Annotated in this window: 19 protein-coding genes and 2 pseudogenes; 7 read left to right on the top strand and 14 right to left on the bottom strand. The window is 62.8% G+C overall.

All coding sequences use genetic code 11. The annotated features are described in order from the left end of the window. Positions 1-224, top strand: a pseudogene (locus AC1D05_RS34740) (ISAs1 family transposase); the annotation flags it as partial. Positions 225-278: 54 nt separating this feature from the next. Here AC1D05_RS34740 and AC1D05_RS34735 read toward each other — a convergent pair. From AC1D05_RS34735 to coxB, 9 genes and pseudogenes are all read right to left on the bottom strand, one after another. Next, positions 279-1034 (bottom strand): SURF1 family protein, encoded by a 756-nt coding sequence (locus AC1D05_RS34735; protein WP_477447391.1) that lies wholly within the window; start codon positions 1032-1034, stop codon positions 279-281. After that, positions 1031-1417, bottom strand: a complete 387-nt coding sequence (locus tag AC1D05_RS34730) for a DUF983 domain-containing protein (protein ID WP_477447389.1) — start codon at positions 1415-1417, stop codon at positions 1031-1033. The genes AC1D05_RS34735 and AC1D05_RS34730 overlap by 4 nt, the downstream gene beginning before the upstream one ends. A 3-nt stretch (positions 1418-1420) precedes the next feature. After that, positions 1421-1898, bottom strand: a pseudogene (locus AC1D05_RS34725) (L,D-transpeptidase family protein). Positions 1899-1989: 91 nt separating this feature from the next. Then, entirely contained in the window at positions 1990-2871 is an 882-nt protein-coding gene (locus AC1D05_RS34720) for a cytochrome c oxidase subunit 3 (protein ID WP_477447387.1), read from the bottom strand. Between the two features lies 1 nt (position 2872). Then, positions 2873-3505, bottom strand: coding sequence for a cytochrome c oxidase assembly protein (locus tag AC1D05_RS34715; RefSeq protein WP_477447385.1), 633 nt, complete (start codon positions 3503-3505; stop codon positions 2873-2875). Continuing rightward, complete coding sequence (locus AC1D05_RS34710; protein WP_477447383.1) at positions 3505-3669, bottom strand: hypothetical protein; 165 nt, start codon at positions 3667-3669, stop codon at positions 3505-3507. The genes AC1D05_RS34715 and AC1D05_RS34710 overlap by 1 nt, the downstream gene beginning before the upstream one ends. Continuing rightward, entirely contained in the window at positions 3666-4610 is a 945-nt protein-coding gene (locus AC1D05_RS34705; RefSeq protein ID WP_477447381.1) for a heme o synthase, read from the bottom strand. The genes AC1D05_RS34710 and AC1D05_RS34705 overlap by 4 nt, the downstream gene beginning before the upstream one ends. Before the next feature lie 76 nt (positions 4611-4686). Then, complete coding sequence (gene ctaD, locus AC1D05_RS34700) at positions 4687-6339, bottom strand: cytochrome c oxidase subunit I (protein ID WP_477447380.1); 1653 nt, start codon at positions 6337-6339, stop codon at positions 4687-4689. 38 nt (positions 6340-6377) lie between these two features. Then, positions 6378-7277, bottom strand: a complete 900-nt coding sequence (gene coxB / locus AC1D05_RS34695; protein ID WP_477447378.1) for a cytochrome c oxidase subunit II — start codon at positions 7275-7277, stop codon at positions 6378-6380. Positions 7278-7653: 376 nt separating this feature from the next. On the opposite strand from coxB, the gene AC1D05_RS34690 reads away from it, so the two are divergent. From AC1D05_RS34690 to AC1D05_RS34670, 5 genes are all read left to right on the top strand, one after another. After that, positions 7654-8214: an invasion associated locus B family protein gene (locus tag AC1D05_RS34690; RefSeq protein WP_475451837.1), complete on the top strand. Its 561-nt coding sequence runs from the start codon at positions 7654-7656 to the stop codon at positions 8212-8214. A 77-nt stretch (positions 8215-8291) separates the two neighbouring features. Continuing rightward, the gene (locus tag AC1D05_RS34685) at positions 8292-8759 is read left to right on the top strand and encodes a YbjN domain-containing protein (RefSeq protein WP_477447376.1); all 468 of its coding nucleotides are present in this window, start codon (positions 8292-8294) and stop codon (positions 8757-8759) included. 118 nt (positions 8760-8877) lie between these two features. Next, complete coding sequence (gene tldD / locus AC1D05_RS34680; protein WP_477447374.1) at positions 8878-10290, top strand: metalloprotease TldD; 1413 nt, start codon at positions 8878-8880, stop codon at positions 10288-10290. A 60-nt stretch (positions 10291-10350) separates the two neighbouring features. Next, complete coding sequence (locus AC1D05_RS34675; RefSeq protein ID WP_477447372.1) at positions 10351-11058, top strand: NAD-dependent deacylase; 708 nt, start codon at positions 10351-10353, stop codon at positions 11056-11058. A gap of 147 nt (positions 11059-11205) precedes the next feature. Beyond that, positions 11206-11895 carry a transglutaminase-like cysteine peptidase gene (locus AC1D05_RS34670; protein WP_477447397.1) on the top strand — a complete coding sequence of 230 codons (690 nt, stop codon included), beginning with the start codon at positions 11206-11208 and terminating at the stop codon, positions 11893-11895. Positions 11896-12068: 173 nt separating this feature from the next. On the opposite strand, the gene AC1D05_RS34665 is transcribed toward AC1D05_RS34670, so the two are convergent. From AC1D05_RS34665 to AC1D05_RS34655, 3 genes are all read right to left on the bottom strand, one after another. Further along, positions 12069-14570 carry a caspase family protein gene (locus AC1D05_RS34665; RefSeq protein WP_477447370.1) on the bottom strand — a complete coding sequence of 834 codons (2502 nt, stop codon included), beginning with the start codon at positions 14568-14570 and terminating at the stop codon, positions 12069-12071. Positions 14571-14757: 187 nt separating this feature from the next. Then, a complete protein-coding gene (locus AC1D05_RS34660) occupies positions 14758-15993 on the bottom strand; it encodes a class I SAM-dependent RNA methyltransferase (RefSeq protein WP_477447368.1) in 1236 nt (411 codons plus the stop codon). Further along, positions 15990-16754 (bottom strand): TlyA family RNA methyltransferase, encoded by a 765-nt coding sequence (locus AC1D05_RS34655; protein ID WP_477447366.1) that lies wholly within the window; start codon positions 16752-16754, stop codon positions 15990-15992. Before AC1D05_RS34655 ends, AC1D05_RS34660 begins: the two co-directional genes overlap by 4 nt. 163 nt (positions 16755-16917) lie before the next feature. Here AC1D05_RS34655 and AC1D05_RS34650 point away from each other — a divergent pair, with 163 nt between their 5' ends. After that, positions 16918-17319 (top strand): GFA family protein, encoded by a 402-nt coding sequence (locus AC1D05_RS34650; protein ID WP_477447364.1) that lies wholly within the window; start codon positions 16918-16920, stop codon positions 17317-17319. Here the strand turns inward: AC1D05_RS34650 and AC1D05_RS34645 are convergent. Together AC1D05_RS34645 and dxs are read right to left on the bottom strand one after the other, a co-directional pair. Continuing rightward, positions 17316-17606: a hypothetical protein gene (locus AC1D05_RS34645; protein ID WP_477447362.1), complete on the bottom strand. Its 291-nt coding sequence runs from the start codon at positions 17604-17606 to the stop codon at positions 17316-17318. The two genes, AC1D05_RS34650 and AC1D05_RS34645, sit on opposite strands and share 4 nt — an antisense overlap. A gap of 148 nt (positions 17607-17754) precedes the next feature. Continuing rightward, complete coding sequence (gene dxs, locus AC1D05_RS34640; RefSeq protein ID WP_477447360.1) at positions 17755-19668, bottom strand: 1-deoxy-D-xylulose-5-phosphate synthase; 1914 nt, start codon at positions 19666-19668, stop codon at positions 17755-17757. Positions 19669-19796: the final 128 nt, after the last annotated feature.

Genomic DNA, 19796 nt, shown 5'->3' with positions numbered 1-19796 from the left:
GCGACCATTGGGCCGTCGAGAACAGCCTCCATTGGGTGCTGGACATGGTCTTCCGAGACGATGAATGCCGCCTGCGTACCGATCATGCTCCCGCAAACTTCACAACCATAAAGCACATCGCTCTCAACCTGATACGAAAAGCCCCCGGAAAGGATTCCTTGCGGCTGAAACGAAAGGTCGCCGCATGGGACGATGACTTTCTGGCAACCCTCATCACACGATAATTAACTCACCCGATTCCCCTGCCGTCAAGGGTGTCGGTAGAAAGGCGCGCGCGTTCATTCCTCTTTCGCGGGACCGCGAAGCCGCAGGATGAGCACGGCGGCGAGTGCTGCGGCAAGCCCATACCAGGTGACGGCATATTGCAGATGGCTGTTCGGCAGGTCGATGATGGTGACGCCGCCGATCGGCAGACCACCGGGATTCGGCGTCTTGTCGGCATCGATGAAGATCGGCACCAGCGTGAACCCGGCAGGCAGGCCGGCGCTCGCCGCCATGTCGTCGCGGTCCTTCCAGTAGAAGATGTTCTTCGCCACATCATTGTCTGGAAGCATCATCGACGGCTTGGCCGGCAGCGGGTTGCGGGCGAGCCCGGTGATGGTCACCTTGCCTGTCACCTGCCCCTTGGCGCGCTTGGCGGGATCTTTCAGATCATAGGGGATGAAACCACGATTGATCAGCACGAAGCGGCCATCGTCGAGGGCAAGCGGCGTATAGACGTTGAAGCCGGCATCACCCTCCCAGGTCGCGTAGAAATGCCGTTCGCCTGAATGCAGGAACGTGCCGGAGACCGTGACCGGTGTGTAGTCGACGTCCCCCGTCGAGGCGAACTCCTTCTCGACCTCGGCCAGTGGGCGTGGCGCCGAGTGGGTGCGCTGGTCGATGGTCTGCAGGAGACCTTCCTTCCAGTGCAGGCGCTGGACCTGCCACGTGCCGAGCGCCAGCAGGATCGAAAGCAGCACCAGGCCAAGACCGAGCAGCAACGCCGATCGTGGCCGCGAACGGCCGCCACTTTTGATGGATGCCTCGCTCATTCGCCGCGGTCCAGCCGGCCTTCGGCCGCCTTGTTGGCATATTGCAGGGTGAGCAGCACGCCCTTGATCAACCGCAGCGCCGTCAGGCACAGCACCAGGGCCAGCGGGATCCATATCAGCAGATGCAGCCAGAGCGGCGGGCTCAGCGTCACTTCCACCCAGAGCGCCAGGCCGACGATGATGAAGCCGATGATCAGGATGACGAAGACCGCCGGTCCGTCGCCGGCATCGGCGAAGGAGTAGTCGAGGCCGCAATTGAGGCAGCGTTTGCCGACGGTGAGGAAACCGGAAAACAGCCGCCCTTCGCCGCAGCGCGGGCAACGGCCATGCAGGCCGGCCGAAATCGGTTCGATCGGAGGCCAGATCGCCTTGTCGTCGCTCATTGCTTATTGCTCGATCTCGATCGGTGTGCCGTCGGCCACCATTGCCCAGATTTCGTCCATGTAGGAGTCCGTAGCGGCAATGCAGCCGTCGGTCCAGTCGACCAATTGAAGCAGCCGAAAGCGTTCGGCTGGCCGTGGATCATGATCATGCCGCCGGCGTCGACATTGCGTGCCGTCGCGGCAGCCAGATCGTCGGCATTGGGATAGGAGATGTGGATCGATCTGTGCGCGATGCTGTCGGGGTTGCGCCAGTCGAGGACATAGCGACCCTCGGGCGTGCGCTGGTCACCTCCTGGTGTTTGTGGCCGACGGCATCCCCGCCGAGCGCGATGCTGTGGCTGCGCAGGACCTTGCCGTCGCCGATCAGTTCCAGCAGCCGTTCCGCCTTGTGGACACGCACCAGATCGACCGTCTTAGCCGCATGGGCCGGGAACGCCAGCAGGATGAATGCGCAAATCGCCCAGGGAGTTGTCAGCCGCATCAGCAATCGATCGACGATCATTGGGCCGAAAAGAAGAAGGCGGCCCCGTCGCCGCGGCCGCCTCCTTGAAATCAATATCCCAAAGACTGGATCAGTGACCTTCGATCACCGCGCCGGCAGATCCCCAGACATAGATCGCTGAGAACAGGAACAGCCAGACCACGTCGACGAAGTGCCAGTACCAGGCGGCAGCCTCGAAGCCGAAATGCTGCTTGGGGGTGAAATCGCCCTTCATCGCCCTGACCAGGCAGACCAGCAGGAAGATGGTGCCGATAATGACATGGAAACCGTGAAAGCCGGTCGCCATGAAGAAGGTGGCGCCGTAGATGGAATCCTTGAAGCCGAACGGAGCGTGCATGTACTCATAGGCCTGCACCATGGTGAAGAGCATGCCGAGGCCGACGGTCAGCACGAGGCCGTTGATCAGGCCCTTGCGATCACCATGAATAAGCGAATGGTGCGCCCAGGTGACCGTGGTGCCCGACAGCAGCAGGATGATGGTGTTGTAGAGCGGCAAATGGAAGGGATCGAGAACTTCCATGCCCTTAGGCGGCCAGACACCACCGGTAAATGTGGCGCGCGCGTAGTTCTGCGCCTCGCCGGCAAAAAGGCTGGCATCGAAATAGGCCCAGAACCAGGCGACGAAGAACATCACCTCGGAGGCGATGAACATGATCATGCCGTAGCGCAGATGCAGCGACACGACGCGCGTGTGATGGCCCTCATGCGCTTCCTTGATCGTATCCGACCACCAGGCAAACATGGTGTAGAGCACGATCACGATGCCGATGAAGAACAGCCACGGATTGGCGATGTTGAAGCCGAAGATCGGGAAGGTGCCGCCCTTCAGGTACTCCATCAAGGCGACACCGCCAAAGGCCATGACGAGCGCCCCTATCGAGCCCAGGAAAGGCCACGGGCTCGGGTCGACGAGATGATAGTCATGCTGTGGTTTTGCGTGCGCGTCTGCCATATCAACCCCCGAGATTTGCTTCGGTATTGGAAATTGTCTTGCTGCTGCCCTGGACCGGCTCCGAGGAGGCGATCGGCTTGGTCTTCTCGACCGGGAACATCGTGTAGGACAGGGTGATCGTCTTCACGTCCTTCAGTTCCGGCACATTGACGATATCGGGATCCACATAGAACAGGACCGGCATGTCCAGCGTCTCGCCGGGCTTCAGCGACGTATCGGTGAAGCAGAAACACTCGACCTTGTTGAAATACGGGCCAGCCAGTTCGGGCTGCACGTTGAAGGTGGCGCGGCCGGTGACGGGGCGATCGAACTTGTTGGTCGCCCGGTAGTGCGCCTGCACGGTCTCGCCGATCTTCATGGTCATCGAGCGCTGGACCGGCTGAAATTCCCACGGCACGCCGGCAATATTGGCATCGAAGCGCACCGTGATCTCTCGATCGAGCACGCGGCCGGCATACTGCTTCTCGGCACGTTGCGTCTTGCCGCCATAGCCGGTGGCCTGGCAGAACATCTTGTAGAGCGGCACGGCGGCATAGGCCATGCCGATCATGCCGGTGAAGAAGGCAAGGCAGACCGCCGCGACGATGACGTTGCTGTTCCTTCCGGCCGGCTTTTTGGACATCTCGACGCTCATCACATCGTGCCCAGATTGTGGCCGAACTTGACGATCGTCGCGATGTAGAAAATGACGACCAGCGCCGCCAGCGCCACGCCTATGGCGATGGATCGGCTGCGTTGGGCCTTCTTCTGGCGATCGGTCAAAGTGACCGTCTCGAGTTTTTCCTCGGCCATGGTCATGCCCCACCCATGGCAAGTGCGCGTTCGACAACGCTGTCGGCCAGGTAGGCAGCGAAGATGGCGAAGAGATAAAGCAGCGAATAGGCAAACAGCGCCTTGGCCGGCTTCATGGCGCGGTCGTCGTCGGCCATGCCGAGCACTTTCCACGCATACCAGACAAAGCCAACGCCCAGCAGCACGGAGGCCACGCCATAGATCGGCGTGGTGTAGCCGAGCAGCCACGGCAGCACGCCGACCGGGGCCAGCACCAGCGCATAGGCGAAGATCTGACGGCGGGTCGACGCCTCGCCGGCGACATTGGGCATCATCGGGATGCCGGCGCGCCCATAATCCTCGGACTTGAACAGCGCGAGTGCCCAGAAATGCGGTGGCGTCCACAGGAAGATGATCAGGAACAGGATGATGCTTTCGAGGCTGACCGAGCCGGTCACCGCGGCCCAGCCGATGACCGGCGGAATGGCGCCGGCCGCACCGCCAATGACGATGTTCTGCGGCGTCCAGCGCTTCAGCCACATCGTGTAGACCACGGCATAGAAGAAGATGGTGAAGGCCAGCAGTGTCGCTGACAGCCAGTTGACCAGCACGCCGAGCGTCATCACCGACAGCACCGAGAGCACCAGGCCGAAGGTCAGCGCCTCGTGCGGCTGGATGCGGCCGGATGGCACCGGACGGCTGGCCGTCCTGGTCATCACCGCGTCGATGTCGGCGTCGTACCACATGTTGAGCGCGCCCGAGGCGCCGGCGCCGATGGCAATGGCCAGGATGGCGATCACCGCCAGCAGCGGGTTGATGGTCACCGGTGCGGCAACAAGCCCGACAAAGGCAGTGAACACCACCAGCGACATGACGCGCGGCTTCAGCAGGGCGAAGAAATCGCCCGCCGTCGCTTCCGACATGCGGAAGCCCGCTTCGTCAATGCTGGTTTCGTCGACTAGGGCCATGCGTACTCAAGTCCATCATTCCGTTGGCCAAAACCGCCGGCGGGCCGGCGGTTTCGTATTCGAGCGGGGAGCCGCCTTACTTGATCTTGGGCAGTTGCTCCCACTGGTGGAAAGGCGGCGGCGAAGGCAGCTGCCATTCGAGCGTGGTGGCGCCCTCACCCCATGGGTTGGCACCGGCGACCCGCTTCTTCTGGAAAGCTTCGAACACGCAGTAGAGGAAGATCGCCACGCCGACGGCCGAGATATAGGAGCCGATCGACGACACATAGTTCCATCCGGCAAACGCGTCCGGATAGTCGATGGTGCGGCGCGGCATGCCGGCGAGGCCGAGGAAATGCTGCGGGAAGAAGATCAGGTTGACGCCGACGAAGGTGACCCAGAAATGGGTGTTGGCGATGACCGGCGAGTACATGTAGCCGGTCATCTTCGGGAACCAGTAGTACCAGCCGGCGAAGATGGCGAACACCGCGCCCAGCGACAGCACGTAGTGGAAGTGGGCGATGACGAAATAGGTGTCATGCAGCGAGCGGTCGAGACCGGCATTGGCCAGCTGGACGCCGGTGACGCCGCCGATGGTGAACAGGAAGATGAAGCCCAGCGCCCACAGCATCGGCGTCTTGAACGAGATCGACCCGCCCCACATCGTCGCGATCCAGGAGAAGATCTTCACGCCGGTCGGCACCGCGATGACCATGGTGGCGAAGACGAAGTAGCGTTGCGTGTCGAGCGACAGGCCGGTCGTGTACATGTGGTGCGCCCACACGATGAAACCGACGGCGCCGATCGCGACCATGGCGTAGGCCATGCCGAGATAACCGAACACCGGCTTCTTCGAGAAGGTCGAGATGACGTGGCTGATAATGCCGAAGCCCGGCAGGATCAGGATGTAGACTTCCGGGTGACCGAAGAACCAGAACAGGTGCTGGAACAGGATCGGGTCGCCGCCACCATCGGGAGCAAAGAAGGTGGTGCCGAAATTGCGGTCGGTGAGCAGCATGGTGATGCCGCCGGCCAGAACCGGCAACGACAACAGCAGCAGGAAGGCGGTGACCAGCACCGACCAGGCAAACAGTGGCATCTTGTGCAGCGTCATGCCCGGAGCGCGCATGTTGAAGATGGTGGTGATGAAGTTGATGGCGCCGAGGATCGACGAGGCACCGGCAATGTGGATCGACAGGATCGCCAGGTCCATGGCCGGTCCGGGCTGACCTGAGGTCGAGAGTGGCGGATAAAGCGTCCAGCCACCGCCGACGCCGTAGGCGCCAGGCGCGCTCGGCATGAACATCGAGGTGAGCAGCAGGATGAAGGCCGGCGGCAGCAGCCAGAAGGAGATGTTGTTCATGCGCGGGAACGCCATGTCGGGAGCACCGATCATGATCGGCACCATCCAGTTGGCGAAGCCGCCGATCAGCGCCGGCATGACCATGAAGAAGATCATGATCAGCGCATGCGCGGTGGCAAAGGCATTGTACATGCTCTTGCCGCCGTCGACAGCGGCGTCACCGTTCATGCCATAGACCATCTGCGCCAGACCGCTGAAGATCTGGATGCCAGGCTCCTGCAGCTCCATGCGGATGGCAACCGACAGTGCGCCGCCGATGATGCCCGCCATGATCGCGAAGATCAGGTAGAGCGTACCGATATCCTTGTGGTTGGTCGAATAAACCCAGCGCACCCAACCGTGATAAGGTTTGTGGTCGTGCCCGTCGTGAGCTGCAGCGTCTGCCATGTTCCGCTCCGTTCCCTAAATCTTGCTAACCCGCGGCATCAATTGCCGGCGGCCGCTACCTTGTTCTGGCCGTCGACCTCGGCCATCAACGTCTTGTTGGCGCCGGGCAGATTGGTCTTGGCTGCCGCCAGCCAGGTCTTGAACTGCGCATCGGAGACGACACGGATGGCAATCGGCATGAAGGCATGGTCCTTGCCGCACAGCTGCGAGCACTGGCCGTAAAAAATACCTTCCTTCTCCGCCTTGAACCAGGTTTCGTTAGTGCGCCCCGGAACGGCGTCGATCTTGATGCCGAAAGACGGCATGGCGAAGGAGTGGATCACGTCGGTCGCAGTGACAAGCACGCGGGTCATCGTGTTGACCGGCACCACCAACTCGTTGTCGACGGCGAGCAGGCGCGGATAGACCTTGCGGTCCTCCTTGCCGGCGGCAGCGCGGTCACCATCCTGGAGGATGGCGGAGTTGAAGGTAAGCGTGTTGTCGGTCTGGTATTCGTAGTCCCAGTTCCACTGGTTGCCGGTCGCCTTGACGGTCAGCTTGGCTTCTTCCGGCGGCGTGTACTGCGCGGTCAGGAGCTGGAACGAAGGAATGGCGATCAGCAGCAGCACGATGACGGGTCCGACCGTCCAAATCACCTCGATAAACGTGTTGTGGCTGGTCTTGGAGGGAACCGGATTGGCGCTCGCCCGGAATCTGAAGATGCAATAGGCAAGAAGGAACAGCACCAACAGGGTGATCGGGACGATGAACCACATCGTGTAGTTTCCGAACCACTCGATCTGCCGCATCATGTCGGTCGCTGGCGCCTGGAAGGTCGTTTCCCACGCCACGGGCTGATCGGCATGGGCGGATGTGCCGGCGAAAAACGCGGTGGCAGCACAAGCACCCAGAAACTTGGCACTGGCTAGAAACCTGGCGTCTGCTAGGAAATTTCTCATCGCCCTCTTCGTCTCCCAGTTCCTCGCGGCCGTGCCAACGAGAATAACGAACAATGCCGGGACGGGAATCCCGACAGTCTCAAGGTGGTTCAAACCATACTCTTTTTCCCTCCGCAAGAAAGGAGCGGAGGAAACTGTGCGGCATTTTTGCGCGCAAGCTGGCATGGCCCTTCCGGGGCAGCGGCCACGGCGACGAATCGCGTATGTTCGGCGGGTTGCCGGCCTCATGCTGGCGGGGTGTGCGAAGCGTCGTAATTCAGGCGAATTTGGCAGGGAAAAGCGCTGTATTGCCTGTTTCGGGACAGTTCGGCCGCGGTCTCGTCCTTTACTTGGCATTGGCGCGGCTTAAAGTGCCGTGATTCGCAATGGAGCCGTCATGAACTCTTGGCTTTCGGGACTGAGGCATACGCGACAGGAGCTTTCGAGAGCACTGGCGAAGGCCGTGTTTCTCGCTATCTTGTCCGCGGCCGGTCTGTTCGTCACCGGTCAGGCCAATGCCGCCCAGCCGAGCGGCACGGTGCGCTCGACGCATGGCGCATGGTCGATCATCTGCGACACGCCGGCCGGTGCAACCTCTGAACAATGCGTGATGATGCAGAATGTCGTCGCCGAGGATCGTCCGGAGATGGGGCTGTCGGTCGTCGTGCTGCGCACCGCCGACAACAAGGCCGAGATCCTGCGCGTGCTGGCGCCGCTCGGCGTGCTTTTGCCGAACGGCCTCGGCCTCAATGTCGACGGCAAGGACATCGGCCGCGCCTATTTCGTGCGCTGCTTCCAGGACGGCTGCTACGCGGAAGTCATTCTCGAAAAGCCGCTGCTCGACACGCTAAAGACCGGCACGTCGGCGACGTTCATCGTCTTTCAGACGCCTGAAGAAGGCATCGGCATCCCTGTCGACCTCAAGGGTTTTGCCGACGGCTTCGCCGCCCTGCCCTGACAGCAGGACGCTTGCGAAAAACCCTGCCCTGACGCAGAATTCCCAGGGGATGCGGGTTTTTGGCGGTGGGGATCATCATGCGCTCGTTTTCATTGCTTCTATCCGCCGGTCTGATTTCGACCGGCGCGGTTTCCGTTGCTTGGGCTGAAGATAGCGAAGTCATCACAACGCCTGATCCGGCTGCAATTCTCGACATTGCCAAGGGTTACGGCTCGGCCAAGCTGGACAAGGACGATGGTGGCGACCCCATGGTCTCCGGCCGGCTCGAAGGCATGAAGTACTTGATCTACTTCTATGGCTGCGAAAACCACGAGAAGTGCAAATCCATCCAGTTTTCCTCGGGCTACACCGACGCCTTCACGGCCGAGCAGGCCAACGAGTGGAACAAGAAGTATCGCTGGGTGAAGGCCTTCTCCGGTGACGGTTCCAACTTCAAGATGGATGTCAGCTTCATCGGCGGCATCACCAAGGCCAATCTCGAGGAACAGTTCTCGAACTGGGATTCGATGACCACCAACATCAAGGATTTCATCAACCAAAAGTGACGCTGGCGGCCTGTCGGCGATCGCATTTGCCCGCACAGCGCGTCGGGGGCGATTGTCTCGGCGCGGCTTCGCGCCTACATCGTGGGAAACCAGCTCTCTTCCCACGAACGGATGCGCCATGAACAGCCTGATCGGCCAATTCGACATTTCCGACGATCGCATCAAGCAGATCGTCGCCGACACCATCAACGGCGCCGACGACGGCGAACTGTTTCTCGAATACAGCGAGAGCGAAGCGCTGATGTTCGACAATGGCCGGCTGAAGACCGCCAATTTCAGCACCGACCAGGGCTTTGGCCTGCGCGCGGTCGCCGGTGAAGCCAGCGGCTACGCCCATTCGAGCGACCTGTCCGAGGCCTCGCTGCTGCGCGCGGCCGCCGCCGTCTCGACCGTCAAGGGTGGCCATTCCGGCACGCTTGCCGCAGCACCCGCCCGCACCAACCGCCATCTCTACGGCGAGGAGAATCCGATCCCCTCGCCCTCTTTCGAGGCCAAGGCAAAGCTGCTGCAGGAAATCGACGCCTGGCTGCGCGCCGAGGATCCGCGCGTGCGCCAGGTGACAGCCTCGCTTGCCGCGTCCTGGCAGCATGTCGAGATCGTCCGCGCCGACGGCCAGATGGTGCGCGATATCAGGCCGCTGGTCCGCATCAACGTCTCGGTCGTGGTCGGCGATGGCGACCGCCAGGAAAGCGGCTCCTACGGTATGGGCGGACGCAAGGCTTTTGGCGACTTCCTGATCGAGGACAGCTGGAAGCACGCGGCCAAGGAGGCGCTCAGGCAGGCGCTGGTCAATCTCGAGGCGATCCCCGCCCCGGCCGGCACCTTCGATATCGTGCTGTCCAGCGGCTGGCCGGGTGTCATGCTGCACGAGGCCGTCGGGCACGGGCTGGAAGGCGACTTCAACCGCAAGAAGACCTCGGCCTTCGCCGGCCTGCTGGGGCAGCAGGTCGCCGCCAAGGGCGTCACCGTCGTCGACGACGGCACCATCCCGGAACGGCGCGGCTCGCTCACCGTCGATGATGAAGGCACGCCTTCGGCCCGCAACGTGCTGATTGAGGACGGCAAACTGGTCGGCTACATGCAGGATCGGCAGAACGCCCGGCTGATGGGCATGAAAGCCACCGGCAACGGCCGGCGTGAAGGCTACGCCCACCAGCCGATGCCGCGCATGACCAACACCTACATGACGTCAGGCGACATGGAGCCGGACGAGATCATCGCTTCGGTCAAGAACGGCATCTACGCCGTCTCCTTCGGCGGCGGTCAGGTCGACATCACGTCGGGCAAATTCGTGTTCGGCTGCACCGAGGCCTACATGATCGAGAACGGCAAGGTGACGCAGCCGATCAAGGGCGCGATGCTGATCGGCAACGGGCCGGATGCCATGCACCGCGTCTCGATGGTCGGCAACGACATGAAGCTCGACAATGGCATCGGCATGTGCGGCAAGGCCGGACAAGGCGTGCCGGTCGGCGTCGGCCAGCCGCATCTCAGGATGAACCAGATGACGGTCGGCGGCACCCGGGTTTGAGGCCTTGGGACCGTTCCGGTAACGTCGCCTCCTAAGAGATGTTTCCGGGGGCAAGCGATCATGTCCAGATCCAAGATCGTCATTCTGACAGGCGCCGGCATTTCCGCGGAATCGGGGGTCGCAACGTTTCGCGACCCCGATGGTGTGTGGGCGAAATTCAACCTCGAAGATGTTGCGACGCCCGAAGGTTTTGCCCGCGACCCCGCCAAGGTGCAGGATTTCTACAATATGCGCCGGCGGCAGATGGGCGGCGTCGAACCGAACGCTGCCCACGCAGCACTGGCCAGGGTTGAGCGCGAAGTCCAGGGCGACGTCCTCCTCGTCACACAGAACATCGACGATCTGCATGAGCGCGCCGGCTCGCGAAACCTGATCCATATGCATGGCGAACTCGGCCGCGCGCTTTGCCAGGACTGTGGCAGAAGCAGCGCCTGGGCCGGTGACACCGTGGTTCAATCCGGATGCCCGACCTGCGGCGCTAAGGGCAAGTTGCGGCCCGACGTGGTCTGGTTCGGGGAGATGCCCTACCGCATGGAAGAGATCGGCGAGGCGCTGACGCGTTGCGACCTGTTCCTGGCAATCGGAACGAGCGGCAGCGTTTACCCGGCGGCGGGCTTCGTCGAGGAGGCGCGCGCTGCCGGCGCCTTGACGATCGAACTCAACTTGAAATGTGCCGGCTGGGCCTCCCGTTTCGACGAACAGATGGAAGGTCCAGCGACACAGATAGTGCCTGCCTTTGTGGCGCGTATTCTCTCAGCGACGGGCTGAGGCCGGCGTTTTCCAGCCTGAATCCTGGTGGGGACCTTGAAGCGAACACAATCCACGTCAGGAAATTGTTAAGTGTCTGACTGCCTGGGCTGCCTTTTGCGCACGAACGCAGCACCAGTTTCCTTCGTTGCGGTGGTGGTTTCGGCAATGCGGCGTTCCTCCGTCCTGATTTCGTCTATCCTGCTTGGCTTCGTTTCGCTGATTGGTGCGACATCACTGCAAGTCAGCTCGGCGGCGGCACAGTCGACCTTGTACAAGCGAATATCGATGCAACCATCTAAGGATGGGTCACTCTCTGCCGCCGTGGGCGGCTCCACCAGCGTCCCCTACGGTTGGGTCGATTTCTGCCATCGCCGACCAAAAGAGTGCAAGGTGCCCGCTCTGCCGGCCACCAATGTCAAGCTGACCGCGCAGAATCTGCGCACCCTCAAGCGGATAAATCAGAAGGCGAACAGTGCCATCAAACCCGTCAGCAATTTCGATCACTGGGGCACGATGGCGGACCACTGGGATTACCCGGTTGACGGCAAGGGCGACTGCAAGATTTACGCGCTCTACAAGCGTAAACTTCTTCAGGAGGCTGGATTCCCCCGGCAGGCGCTGCTGATGACCGTGGTGCACGACCTCGACAATGAAGGCCACACCATCCTGACGGTGAAAACCGACAAAGGCGATCTGGTGCTCGACAATCTGGTCAACGAAATCAGGCCGTGGAACGCGACCGGCTACTACTTCGTGAAACGCCAGTCGCAGCAGAACCCGAATATCTGGGTTTCGATCAACAAGCGGGGTGGCACGCCGAAGAGCCTCGTCAATGTTGCCAAGCTCGTAGACTGAGCCTGTTCAGGACCGGAGCGGTCCAGGCAACTGCGGCGTTTGGCGAGTTCCGACAGTCGAGACGGAGGATTCCACACCCCTCTCTTCCGCCCTCGACATTGCCTCACACAACTCCGGTCGGCGCGCGTTAAGCCTTAGTTTTCATGCGTGTCGCCTCTGGGCGACTTGCATTATCATTTGCAGGCAGGCTCGTTGGGGTGCCCGCAAGATGGCTTCCTGCCGGGTTGCGGCTGTGGCTTTTGCTGTGCCGGTGGTGGCTGCCGCACTTGCGGTTGTGCCTGGAATTCCGGCTTCTGCGGCTTGTTGACCTTGAAGTTCCGCTGGACGTTGACTTCCGCACCAGCGGAACCTCCACCGCCGGTCTGCAGCTCGCGAAACTTCTTGTTTCCGGCGCCCGGTGCGACAACGGCCTGGCCGGCGGACAGATCCCTGCGCGTCAGCTTCTTCGGCTTGCCGCCACCTTGGTCGGAGAAGACAGCTGGATTGTTCTTCCTGAATTTTTCCTGTGCGCTCTGGCCCTGGCCGGCCGGTGCACCGTTGACGGTCGGCAGCTTGCGAAACTTCTTGTTCCCGTTGCCCGAAGCCTGATCGCTCGGTTCGACAACGGCCTGGCCGACGGACAGATCCTTGCGCGTCAGCTTCTTCGGCTTGCCGCCACCCTGATCGGAGAGGACGGCTGGATTGTTCTTCCTGAATTTTTCCTGTGCGCTCTGGCCCTGGCCGGCCGGTGCACCGTTAACGGTCGGCAGCTTGCGGAACTTGCCGTTCTTGCCCAGCCCATTGCCGGCTCCGTTCTGCTGGCCATTGCCCTGTCCGGTAACGGCAGCGCCGGCATTTCCGGTAGACTGCTGGTTGCCGCCCAAGGTGCCTTGCTGGCCAAGCAGCTTCCTTGACCTGTTATTGGCCAAATTCTGTCCGTTGAGCACTGGCGGTTTGCCGTTGACGAGCGGCAGCGTCTTGCCGTTCGCTCCCGGCAGAGCGTGATCCGTCGAGAGCGTCTTCGACATCGGCGTAGTGCCACCTGGCTGCTGGCCCTGCGCCGCACCCTGGCCAAGCTTCGCCGGCAGGCCGCCCGGGTTGTGCTTGGCCAGCGCGGCCCTTTTCTGCAGCAGGGGCGGCAGCGCGACCTTGGCCGCGAGCGCGGCCGCGCCCAGGCCTGCGGCGGCGCCGAGCTTTTGGCCGGTGGTGAGAGCGCCCGGCGCGTTGCCATTGGACTGCCCAGCCTGACTGTTGGTCTCGTTGTTGATCGCCGTGTTGTTGATGATGGTGTTGTGGATGTTGTTGAAGACGATGTTGTCGCGCGGCGGCACGATGTTGCGCGGCGGGTTAACCCACACCGGCACCGGCACGAAGACCGGTACTGGCAGAACGAAGACATCGACTGCCGGTCGCGGGGGCGCCAACACGATGAAATCCGGCGGCGGCGGCGGCAGGAAGATCACCGCGACCGGTGGCGGCGGCTCGAAGTCGAAATCGGGATCGTCGAAATAGAGCACCGGCCGGTCGACATAGATGATTTCCTCCTCCGGCGGCGGCGGCACATCATAAGCGTAGACGGTGAAATCCTCCGGCGGCTCCAGCGCTGCATCGAAATGCTCGAGCCGGCGGCGGGCATCCCAAGCATGCGGGCCGTGCGGATAGCGATCGAGGTACGACCAGTAGGCTTCCGGTGTATCCTGGAGCCAGGTTTCGCGCCAAGTGACCGCTTCGCGCCGCGCAGCGATGATGGCACGCACACGCTTGGCCATTGGATCGTGTGGGTAGGCGCCGATGAAATCCTCGTAGCCGCGTAGCGTGTCACGGTCGAGGGCCGCGACATAGGCGTCGTGGGCGTCGAAGTCGCGGATCTCTCTGGTCCGGTTGGCCTGGGACTCAGCCTCCGAGACCTTGGGCGCGGGCGCATCCGGAGCGCGGTCGAAGAAGACGAAGGGCGCCGTGATCTTTGAGGCGCTCCACGGAACTTCCGCGCCCTGGGTCACCTCGTTGACGCGCAGGCGCGTGCGATCGAAAACATCGTCAAGCGGCAGGCCGCCTTCGCGCATCATCTCGGCCAGCGCCTGGGCATAGGCGCCGTATGGACCCTTGCCCTCCGGCGCGACGGTTCCCGGAGCGGCATTGAATGCAATAAGCATGTTCGGATCGGGATCGACCAGCGCGAGACCTCCGGCCAGCGGCTGGTTCGTCTGCGGGAATGCATTCGGCCGCGCCGCATCGAGCACGACGATGTTGACCTTCGTCGGCAGTCCGGCTAGCGACTTGGAGACATCGGAGAGCCGCATCCCCTGAAGCGGGACGTCGGTTGGATTGGCGATCTGGGCATCGACCGGCAAGAAGTAGTTCTCGCCTTCGAACTGCACACCATGGCCGGCGAGATAGACGAAGACGACCGCGTCGGGACCGGCGGCAGAAACCTTGCCGAGGAAATCGCGCAACGTGCCACGCAGCGATTCCTGGTCGACATCGCGCGCGCCGACCACATCGAACCCCGCCGCTTGCAAAGTCTGTGCGATCAGGCCGGCATCATTGGCCGGAGTCGCGAGCGCGCCCGAAGGATAGGCGGCATTGCCGATCACGAAAGCGAGGCGTTTTTCGCCCTGCGCAAGGACCCCCGTCGCCGAAGCGGCCATGAAAATGAAGAGGAGGAAGAACCCGAGGAATTTCTGGAGCGTCCGCATTTCTGGCCACCATGTGAAACAAACGGTCATGGAGCAGGATGGTTCCCTCCTCCAGTGATTCCGAAATAGACCGGCGCAAAGGGGCGGCTTTGCGGCGCGACTTCAGGAAGCTCGTCCGTCGCGACAACCTCAAGAAAATGTGATGATTTTCGGTTGCGCGTGAACCGAAGCAAAAATGCGAACGACGCTATCGCCGCTTTCGCGGCTTTTCCAGCAAGGCGACCGCCTCGACATGGGGCGACCACAGGAACTGATCGATCGGCGTGACACTTTTCAAGGTGTAGCCGCCATCGATGAGGATGCGCAGGTCGCGCGCCAGCGTCACCGGGTTGCAGGACACCGCTGCAACCAAGGGAACATCCGAGCGGGCGATCTGCTTCGACTGGTCCTCGGCGCCCGCGCGCGGCGGATCGAAGACAAGTCCGTCAAAGGCGTTCAACTCCTTGAAGGTCAGCGGCCGGCGGAACAGGTCGCGGCGTTCGCCCGTCACCCGCTTCAGGCCGGTCGCGAAACGCGCCCCCCGGTCGAGCGCCGAGAGGGCCGCCGCATCGCCTTCCACCGCATGGACTTCCGACTTCACGGCCAACCGCAAGGCAAAGCTGCCGCAGCCGGCGAAAAGATCGGCGACTTTCTTGGCGCGCCTCAGATGGCCGCCAACGATCTCGGCCATGGTCTGTTCGGCGGCCTCGGTCGCCTGCAGGAAGGCACCCGGCGGCACGGCGACCGCGACGCTGCCGAACATGACCACGGGCTTCCTTGGCTCGATGACGATCTCGTCATCGATGGACAGTCTGGCAAAGCCTTGCGCAAGGACAAAATTGGAGGCGATGCGGCGCTGGTGTTCGCCGAGCTTGCCGGAGTCATGCACCGCGACGTCGAGGCCGGAACCCGTCACCGTGACCGCCATCCGGAACGATTTGGTGGTGGCGCATATCAAGTCTGCGAGCGCTCTCAACCGGTCGAGTGCTGCGACGATCTCGGGCAGCGAGATCGGGCATTCGGATATGGAGATGATTTCCGGCGACAGATGGCGGTTGAAGCCGAGCAGCATCCCCGTGTCGCTGCGCCGGGCGGCGAGCACGACACGGCGGCGCGTGTGCGGCGCGCAGGCGACCAGCGCATCGATGTCGCAATCGAAGCCCTTCAGGGCGTGCACCACCTTGTCGCGTTTCCACTGGCGATAGGCTTCGGCCTCGAAATGTTGCAGGGCGCAACCGCCGCATTCGGTAAAATGGCGGCAGGCGGGTTCGATGCGCAGCGGCGAGGCCGCCAGCACCGCCATCAACGCGGCGCGATCCCTTTCGCGCGCGGCGGTGACGGTCTCGCCAGGAAGCGTAAAGGGAATGAACAGATCGCCGCTTTCCGTCTCGGCGATGCCGTCGCCCTGGGCGCCCAGCTTTTTGATGGTGAAGCGCGTGCTCATCGATCCTTGATCCCACCGAGCAGGAATTCGCGATTGCCGTCGCCACCTTCGATCGGCGACAGATGCAGGCCGAGCGAGCGCCAGCCGGGTACGGCATCAAGCCAATCCTGCAGCAGGCCGGCGACACGGGCGGCATCGAAGGGGTCTTTCAGCAGACCGCCCTTGCCGATCGCCTCGCGACCGGCCTCGAATTGCGGTTTGACCAGAAAGATCGCGGCGGCACCGGGTTTCGCAAGGGCGAGCGCCGGCGGCAACGCCAGTTTCAGCGAGATGAAGCTGACGTCGGAAACGATGAAATCCGGAGCACGGCCGGCAAGATCTGCAGCAGTGAGATCGCGGGCGTTCAAGCCCTCGATGACCGTCACGCGTGGGTCCTTGCCGACATCGGGATGCATCTGGCCGTGTCCGACATCGATTGCCATGACATGGGAGGCACCGCGTTCGAGCAGCACCTGGGTGAACCCACCGGTCGAGGCCCCGATGTCGAGCGCTTCGCAGCCGGCTGGGTCGAGACTAAAATGGTCGAGCCCGCCGATCAGCTTCAGCGCCGCGCGCGAAACATAGCCCTGCGCCGGATCATCGATGGCAACAAGGCATTGCGGCGAAACGTTCTGACCGGGCTTGCGGGCCATGACGCCGTCGACCGTCACCGCGCCGCGCTCGACCGCGTCACGGGCACGCGAGCGGCTGGCAAACAGGCCGCGCTGGACGAGCAGGTCGTCGAGCCGCTGGCGTGTGCTGGCTGGCAGAGGCGAGTTCATCGGCCTTCATGGCGAAAGCCGGCAGCGAAGGCAAGGACATTGGGCGCAACAAGGGAAGAGCGGCGAACGCATCGAGCCGCTTGGCGGCTTGCGCGCACCTTATCAAGTCCGGCAAAATGGTCGTCAGCAGAGCCCTCGCTCGTCGAAACCTGGGAGAGAAGGAATGCTGACGGGAACCTGTCACTGTGGTGCAACCCACTGGACCCTGGAGGGCGATCCTGGGCCGATCACAGCCTGCAACTGCACGCTTTGCCGGCGCTATGGCACGCTCTGGGCCTATGATTATGTCGACGAACGCATCCGTGTTGCGGGCCCGACGGGCAGCTATACGCGTGCCGGGAAGGACACGCCGTCGCTCGAAATCCTGTTCTGCCCGACCTGTGCTTGCGTGCTGGCCTGGCGCGGCTTGCGCGCCGGCGCCTCCGGTCGAACACGCATCGCCGTCAATGTACGGCTGGCGCCGCCGGAGGCCATCGCCGATCTGCCGATCGACCATTTCGATGGCCTCGACTCATACGACGACCTGCCGCGCGATGGCCGCTGCGTCCGCGATATGTGGTTTTAGAAAATGTTGCGCGACACCTGGCGCTCGACGGCAGGAGACAGACCGTCGTGCCCATCCCCTGAAGCTTGCTCCCGTGGAGGCTCAGCCGCAACCGCGGACGCAGGCACGGGATCGGGCAGGACGACGAGCTGCGGCACCTGCTTGTAGGAAAAGCCGCCCCTGATATCGCCCATCTTGCTGGCGACGATGCCCACCGCTGCTTTTTCGAGACTGCGGTCGTAAGGCGTTTCGGCGGCGGATGCTGCGATGGTGGCTGAAAGCGCCACGCCACACAGAAGCGTTCTCATTGTATTGTCTCCCTGCCTGATCACCATCTAGCAGGGCGCCGTTGAAAAAACGGCCAAGAGACACGGTAAGCAAAGCGCCAAACGGCAGCGTAAACAATGCGTTAAGAAATCAAGCCGGCAAACTGATTCAAGCGCTTGAGATTTTGAGTCACGCGCGTTGAGCGCGGGCCGTATGACCGAGCGCCGTGAAAACGGTGCGCACGATGCCGGCGGCGTCGAGGCCGGCATCGGCGTACATCTTTTCCGGCTTGGCGTGGTCGGCGAACACATCGGGCAGCACCAGCGGGCGCACCTTCAGGCCGCTTTCCAGCAGTCCTTCATGGGCAAGGAACTGCAGCACGTGGCTGGCGAAGCCGCCGATGGCGCCCTCCTCCACCGTCACCAGAACCTCGTGCGAGCGGGCCAGCCGCCGGATCAGATCTTCGTCGAGCGGCTTAGCGAAGCGGGCATCGGCAACTGTGGTGGAAAGCCCGGCCGCGCCGAGTTCTTCAGCAGCGATCAGGCAATCCTGCAGCCGCGTGCCGAAGGACAATAGCGCCACCTTGCTACCTTCCCTGACGATGCGGCCCTTGCCGATTTCAAGGACCGAACCGCGCTCCGGCATGTCGACGCCGACGCCGTTGCCGCGGGGATAGCGGAAGGCGATCGGGCCGTCATCATAGCTTGCCGCGGTGCGCACCATGTGGCGCAGTTCCGCCTCATCGGCCGCAGCCATCACGACAAAGCCCGGCAGGCTCGCCAGGAAGGTGGTGTCGAAGGCGCCGCAATGGGTAGCGCCATCGGCGCCGACGAAGCCGGCACGGTCGATCGGGAAACGCACCGGCAGTTTCTGGATCGCGACGTCGTGGACGACCTGGTCGTAGGCGCGCTGCAGGAAGGTCGAATAGATCGCCGCGAACGGCTTGTAGCCTTCGGTCGCGAGACCGGCGGCGAAGGTCACAGCGTGCTGTTCGGCGATGCCGACATCGAAGGTCCTTGACGGGAACACTTCGCCAAACAGGTCGAGCCCCGTGCCGCTCGGCATGGCGGCGGTGACGGCGACGATGCGGTCGTCCTCGCGGGCCTCCTGGATCAGGCTTTCGGCGAACACCTTGGTGTAGGCCGGTGCGTTGGCCGGCGCCTTGGCCTGCGCCCCGGTGATGACGTCGAACTTGTTGACGCCGTGATATTTGTCGGCGGCTTCTTCCGCCGGCGCGTAGCCCTTGCCCTTCTGGGTGACGACATGGATCAGCACCGGGCCTTCGCCATTGTCGCGGACGTTTTTGAGCACCGGGATCAGATGTTCGAGATTGTGACCGTCGATCGGGCCGATGTGGTAGAAGCCGAGCTCCTCGAACAAGGTGCCGCCGGTGACATAGCCGCGTGCATGCTCGACCGCCCGTGTGATGGCGCGGTCGGCGCGCTTGCCGAGATAGGATGTCAGTTTCTTGCCGAAGTCGCGCAGGCCGGCATAGGCCTTGCCCGAGGCGAGACGCGCCAGATAGGCGCTCATGGCGCCGGTCGGTGGGGCGATCGACATATCGTTGTCGTTGAGGATGACGATGAGCCGGGCATCGAGCGCGCCGGCATTGTTCATCGCCTCATAGGCCATGCCCGCCGACATGGCGCCGTCACCGATGACGGCGATGACATTGTTGCGGCCACCCGCGAGATCGCGGGCGGCGGCCATGCCGAGGCCGGCCGATATCGATGTCGAGGAGTGCGCCGCGCCAAACGGATCATATTCGCTCTCGGTGCGGCGGGTGAAGCCGGACAGGCCGCCTTCCTGGCGCAGTGTGCGGATGCGGTCGCGGCGACCGGTGAGAATCTTGTGCGGATAGGCCTGATGGCCGACATCCCAGATCAGCCGGTCATCCGGCGTGTTGAAGACATAGTGCAGCGCCACCGTCAGTTCGACCACGCCGAGGCCGGCGCCAAGATGGCCGCCGGTGCGGGACACCGCATCGACCAGTTCAAGGCGCAGTTCGGACGCCAGTTGCGGCAATTCGTTCTCGTCAAGCGCGCGCAAATCCGCCGGAATGCGGACCTTGTCGAGAAGCGGCGTATGCGGCGTTGCGTTCACGGGTGCTCAGGCTTTCTGTTCAACGGCGGGATAGGCCGCCGGCCTGCGAAAGTAAATGCGTGCCAGTGACGCGGGCCCGCTGCCAAAAGCACAGCGCGTCGAAACAGCTTATGCCCGCGCTTTCAAGT

The organism is Mesorhizobium sp. P2_E9 (assembly GCF_056403815.1).
Note: the sequence above shows the minus strand (reverse complement) of the source record. Positions and strands in the feature narration are given on the sequence as shown.

Excerpts from the sequence above, each read along its gene's own strand:
- AC1D05_RS34735 (WP_477447391.1), bottom strand. The coding sequence starts at position 1,034 with ATGAGCGAGGCATCCATCAAAAGTGGCGGCCGTTCGCGGCCACGATCG.
- AC1D05_RS34730 (WP_477447389.1), bottom strand. The coding sequence starts at position 1,417 with ATGAGCGACGACAAGGCGATCTGGCCTCCGATCGAACCGATTTCGGCC.
- AC1D05_RS34720 (WP_477447387.1), bottom strand. The coding sequence starts at position 2,871 with ATGGCAGACGCGCACGCAAAACCACAGCATGACTATCATCTCGTCGAC.
- AC1D05_RS34715 (WP_477447385.1), bottom strand. The coding sequence starts at position 3,505 with ATGAGCGTCGAGATGTCCAAAAAGCCGGCCGGAAGGAACAGCAACGTC.
- AC1D05_RS34710 (WP_477447383.1), bottom strand. The coding sequence starts at position 3,669 with ATGACCATGGCCGAGGAAAAACTCGAGACGGTCACTTTGACCGATCGC.
- AC1D05_RS34705 (WP_477447381.1), bottom strand. The coding sequence starts at position 4,610 with ATGGCCCTAGTCGACGAAACCAGCATTGACGAAGCGGGCTTCCGCATG.
- ctaD (WP_477447380.1), bottom strand. The coding sequence starts at position 6,339 with ATGGCAGACGCTGCAGCTCACGACGGGCACGACCACAAACCTTATCAC.
- coxB (WP_477447378.1), bottom strand. The coding sequence starts at position 7,277 with ATGAGAAATTTCCTAGCAGACGCCAGGTTTCTAGCCAGTGCCAAGTTT.
- AC1D05_RS34690 (WP_475451837.1), top strand. The coding sequence starts at position 7,654 with ATGAACTCTTGGCTTTCGGGACTGAGGCATACGCGACAGGAGCTTTCG.
- AC1D05_RS34685 (WP_477447376.1), top strand. The coding sequence starts at position 8,292 with ATGCGCTCGTTTTCATTGCTTCTATCCGCCGGTCTGATTTCGACCGGC.
- tldD (WP_477447374.1), top strand. The coding sequence starts at position 8,878 with ATGAACAGCCTGATCGGCCAATTCGACATTTCCGACGATCGCATCAAG.
- AC1D05_RS34675 (WP_477447372.1), top strand. The coding sequence starts at position 10,351 with ATGTCCAGATCCAAGATCGTCATTCTGACAGGCGCCGGCATTTCCGCG.
- AC1D05_RS34670 (WP_477447397.1), top strand. The coding sequence starts at position 11,206 with ATGCGGCGTTCCTCCGTCCTGATTTCGTCTATCCTGCTTGGCTTCGTT.
- AC1D05_RS34665 (WP_477447370.1), bottom strand. The coding sequence starts at position 14,570 with ATGCGGACGCTCCAGAAATTCCTCGGGTTCTTCCTCCTCTTCATTTTC.
- AC1D05_RS34660 (WP_477447368.1), bottom strand. The coding sequence starts at position 15,993 with ATGAGCACGCGCTTCACCATCAAAAAGCTGGGCGCCCAGGGCGACGGC.
- AC1D05_RS34655 (WP_477447366.1), bottom strand. The coding sequence starts at position 16,754 with ATGAACTCGCCTCTGCCAGCCAGCACACGCCAGCGGCTCGACGACCTG.
- AC1D05_RS34650 (WP_477447364.1), top strand. The coding sequence starts at position 16,918 with ATGCTGACGGGAACCTGTCACTGTGGTGCAACCCACTGGACCCTGGAG.
- AC1D05_RS34645 (WP_477447362.1), bottom strand. The coding sequence starts at position 17,606 with ATGAGAACGCTTCTGTGTGGCGTGGCGCTTTCAGCCACCATCGCAGCA.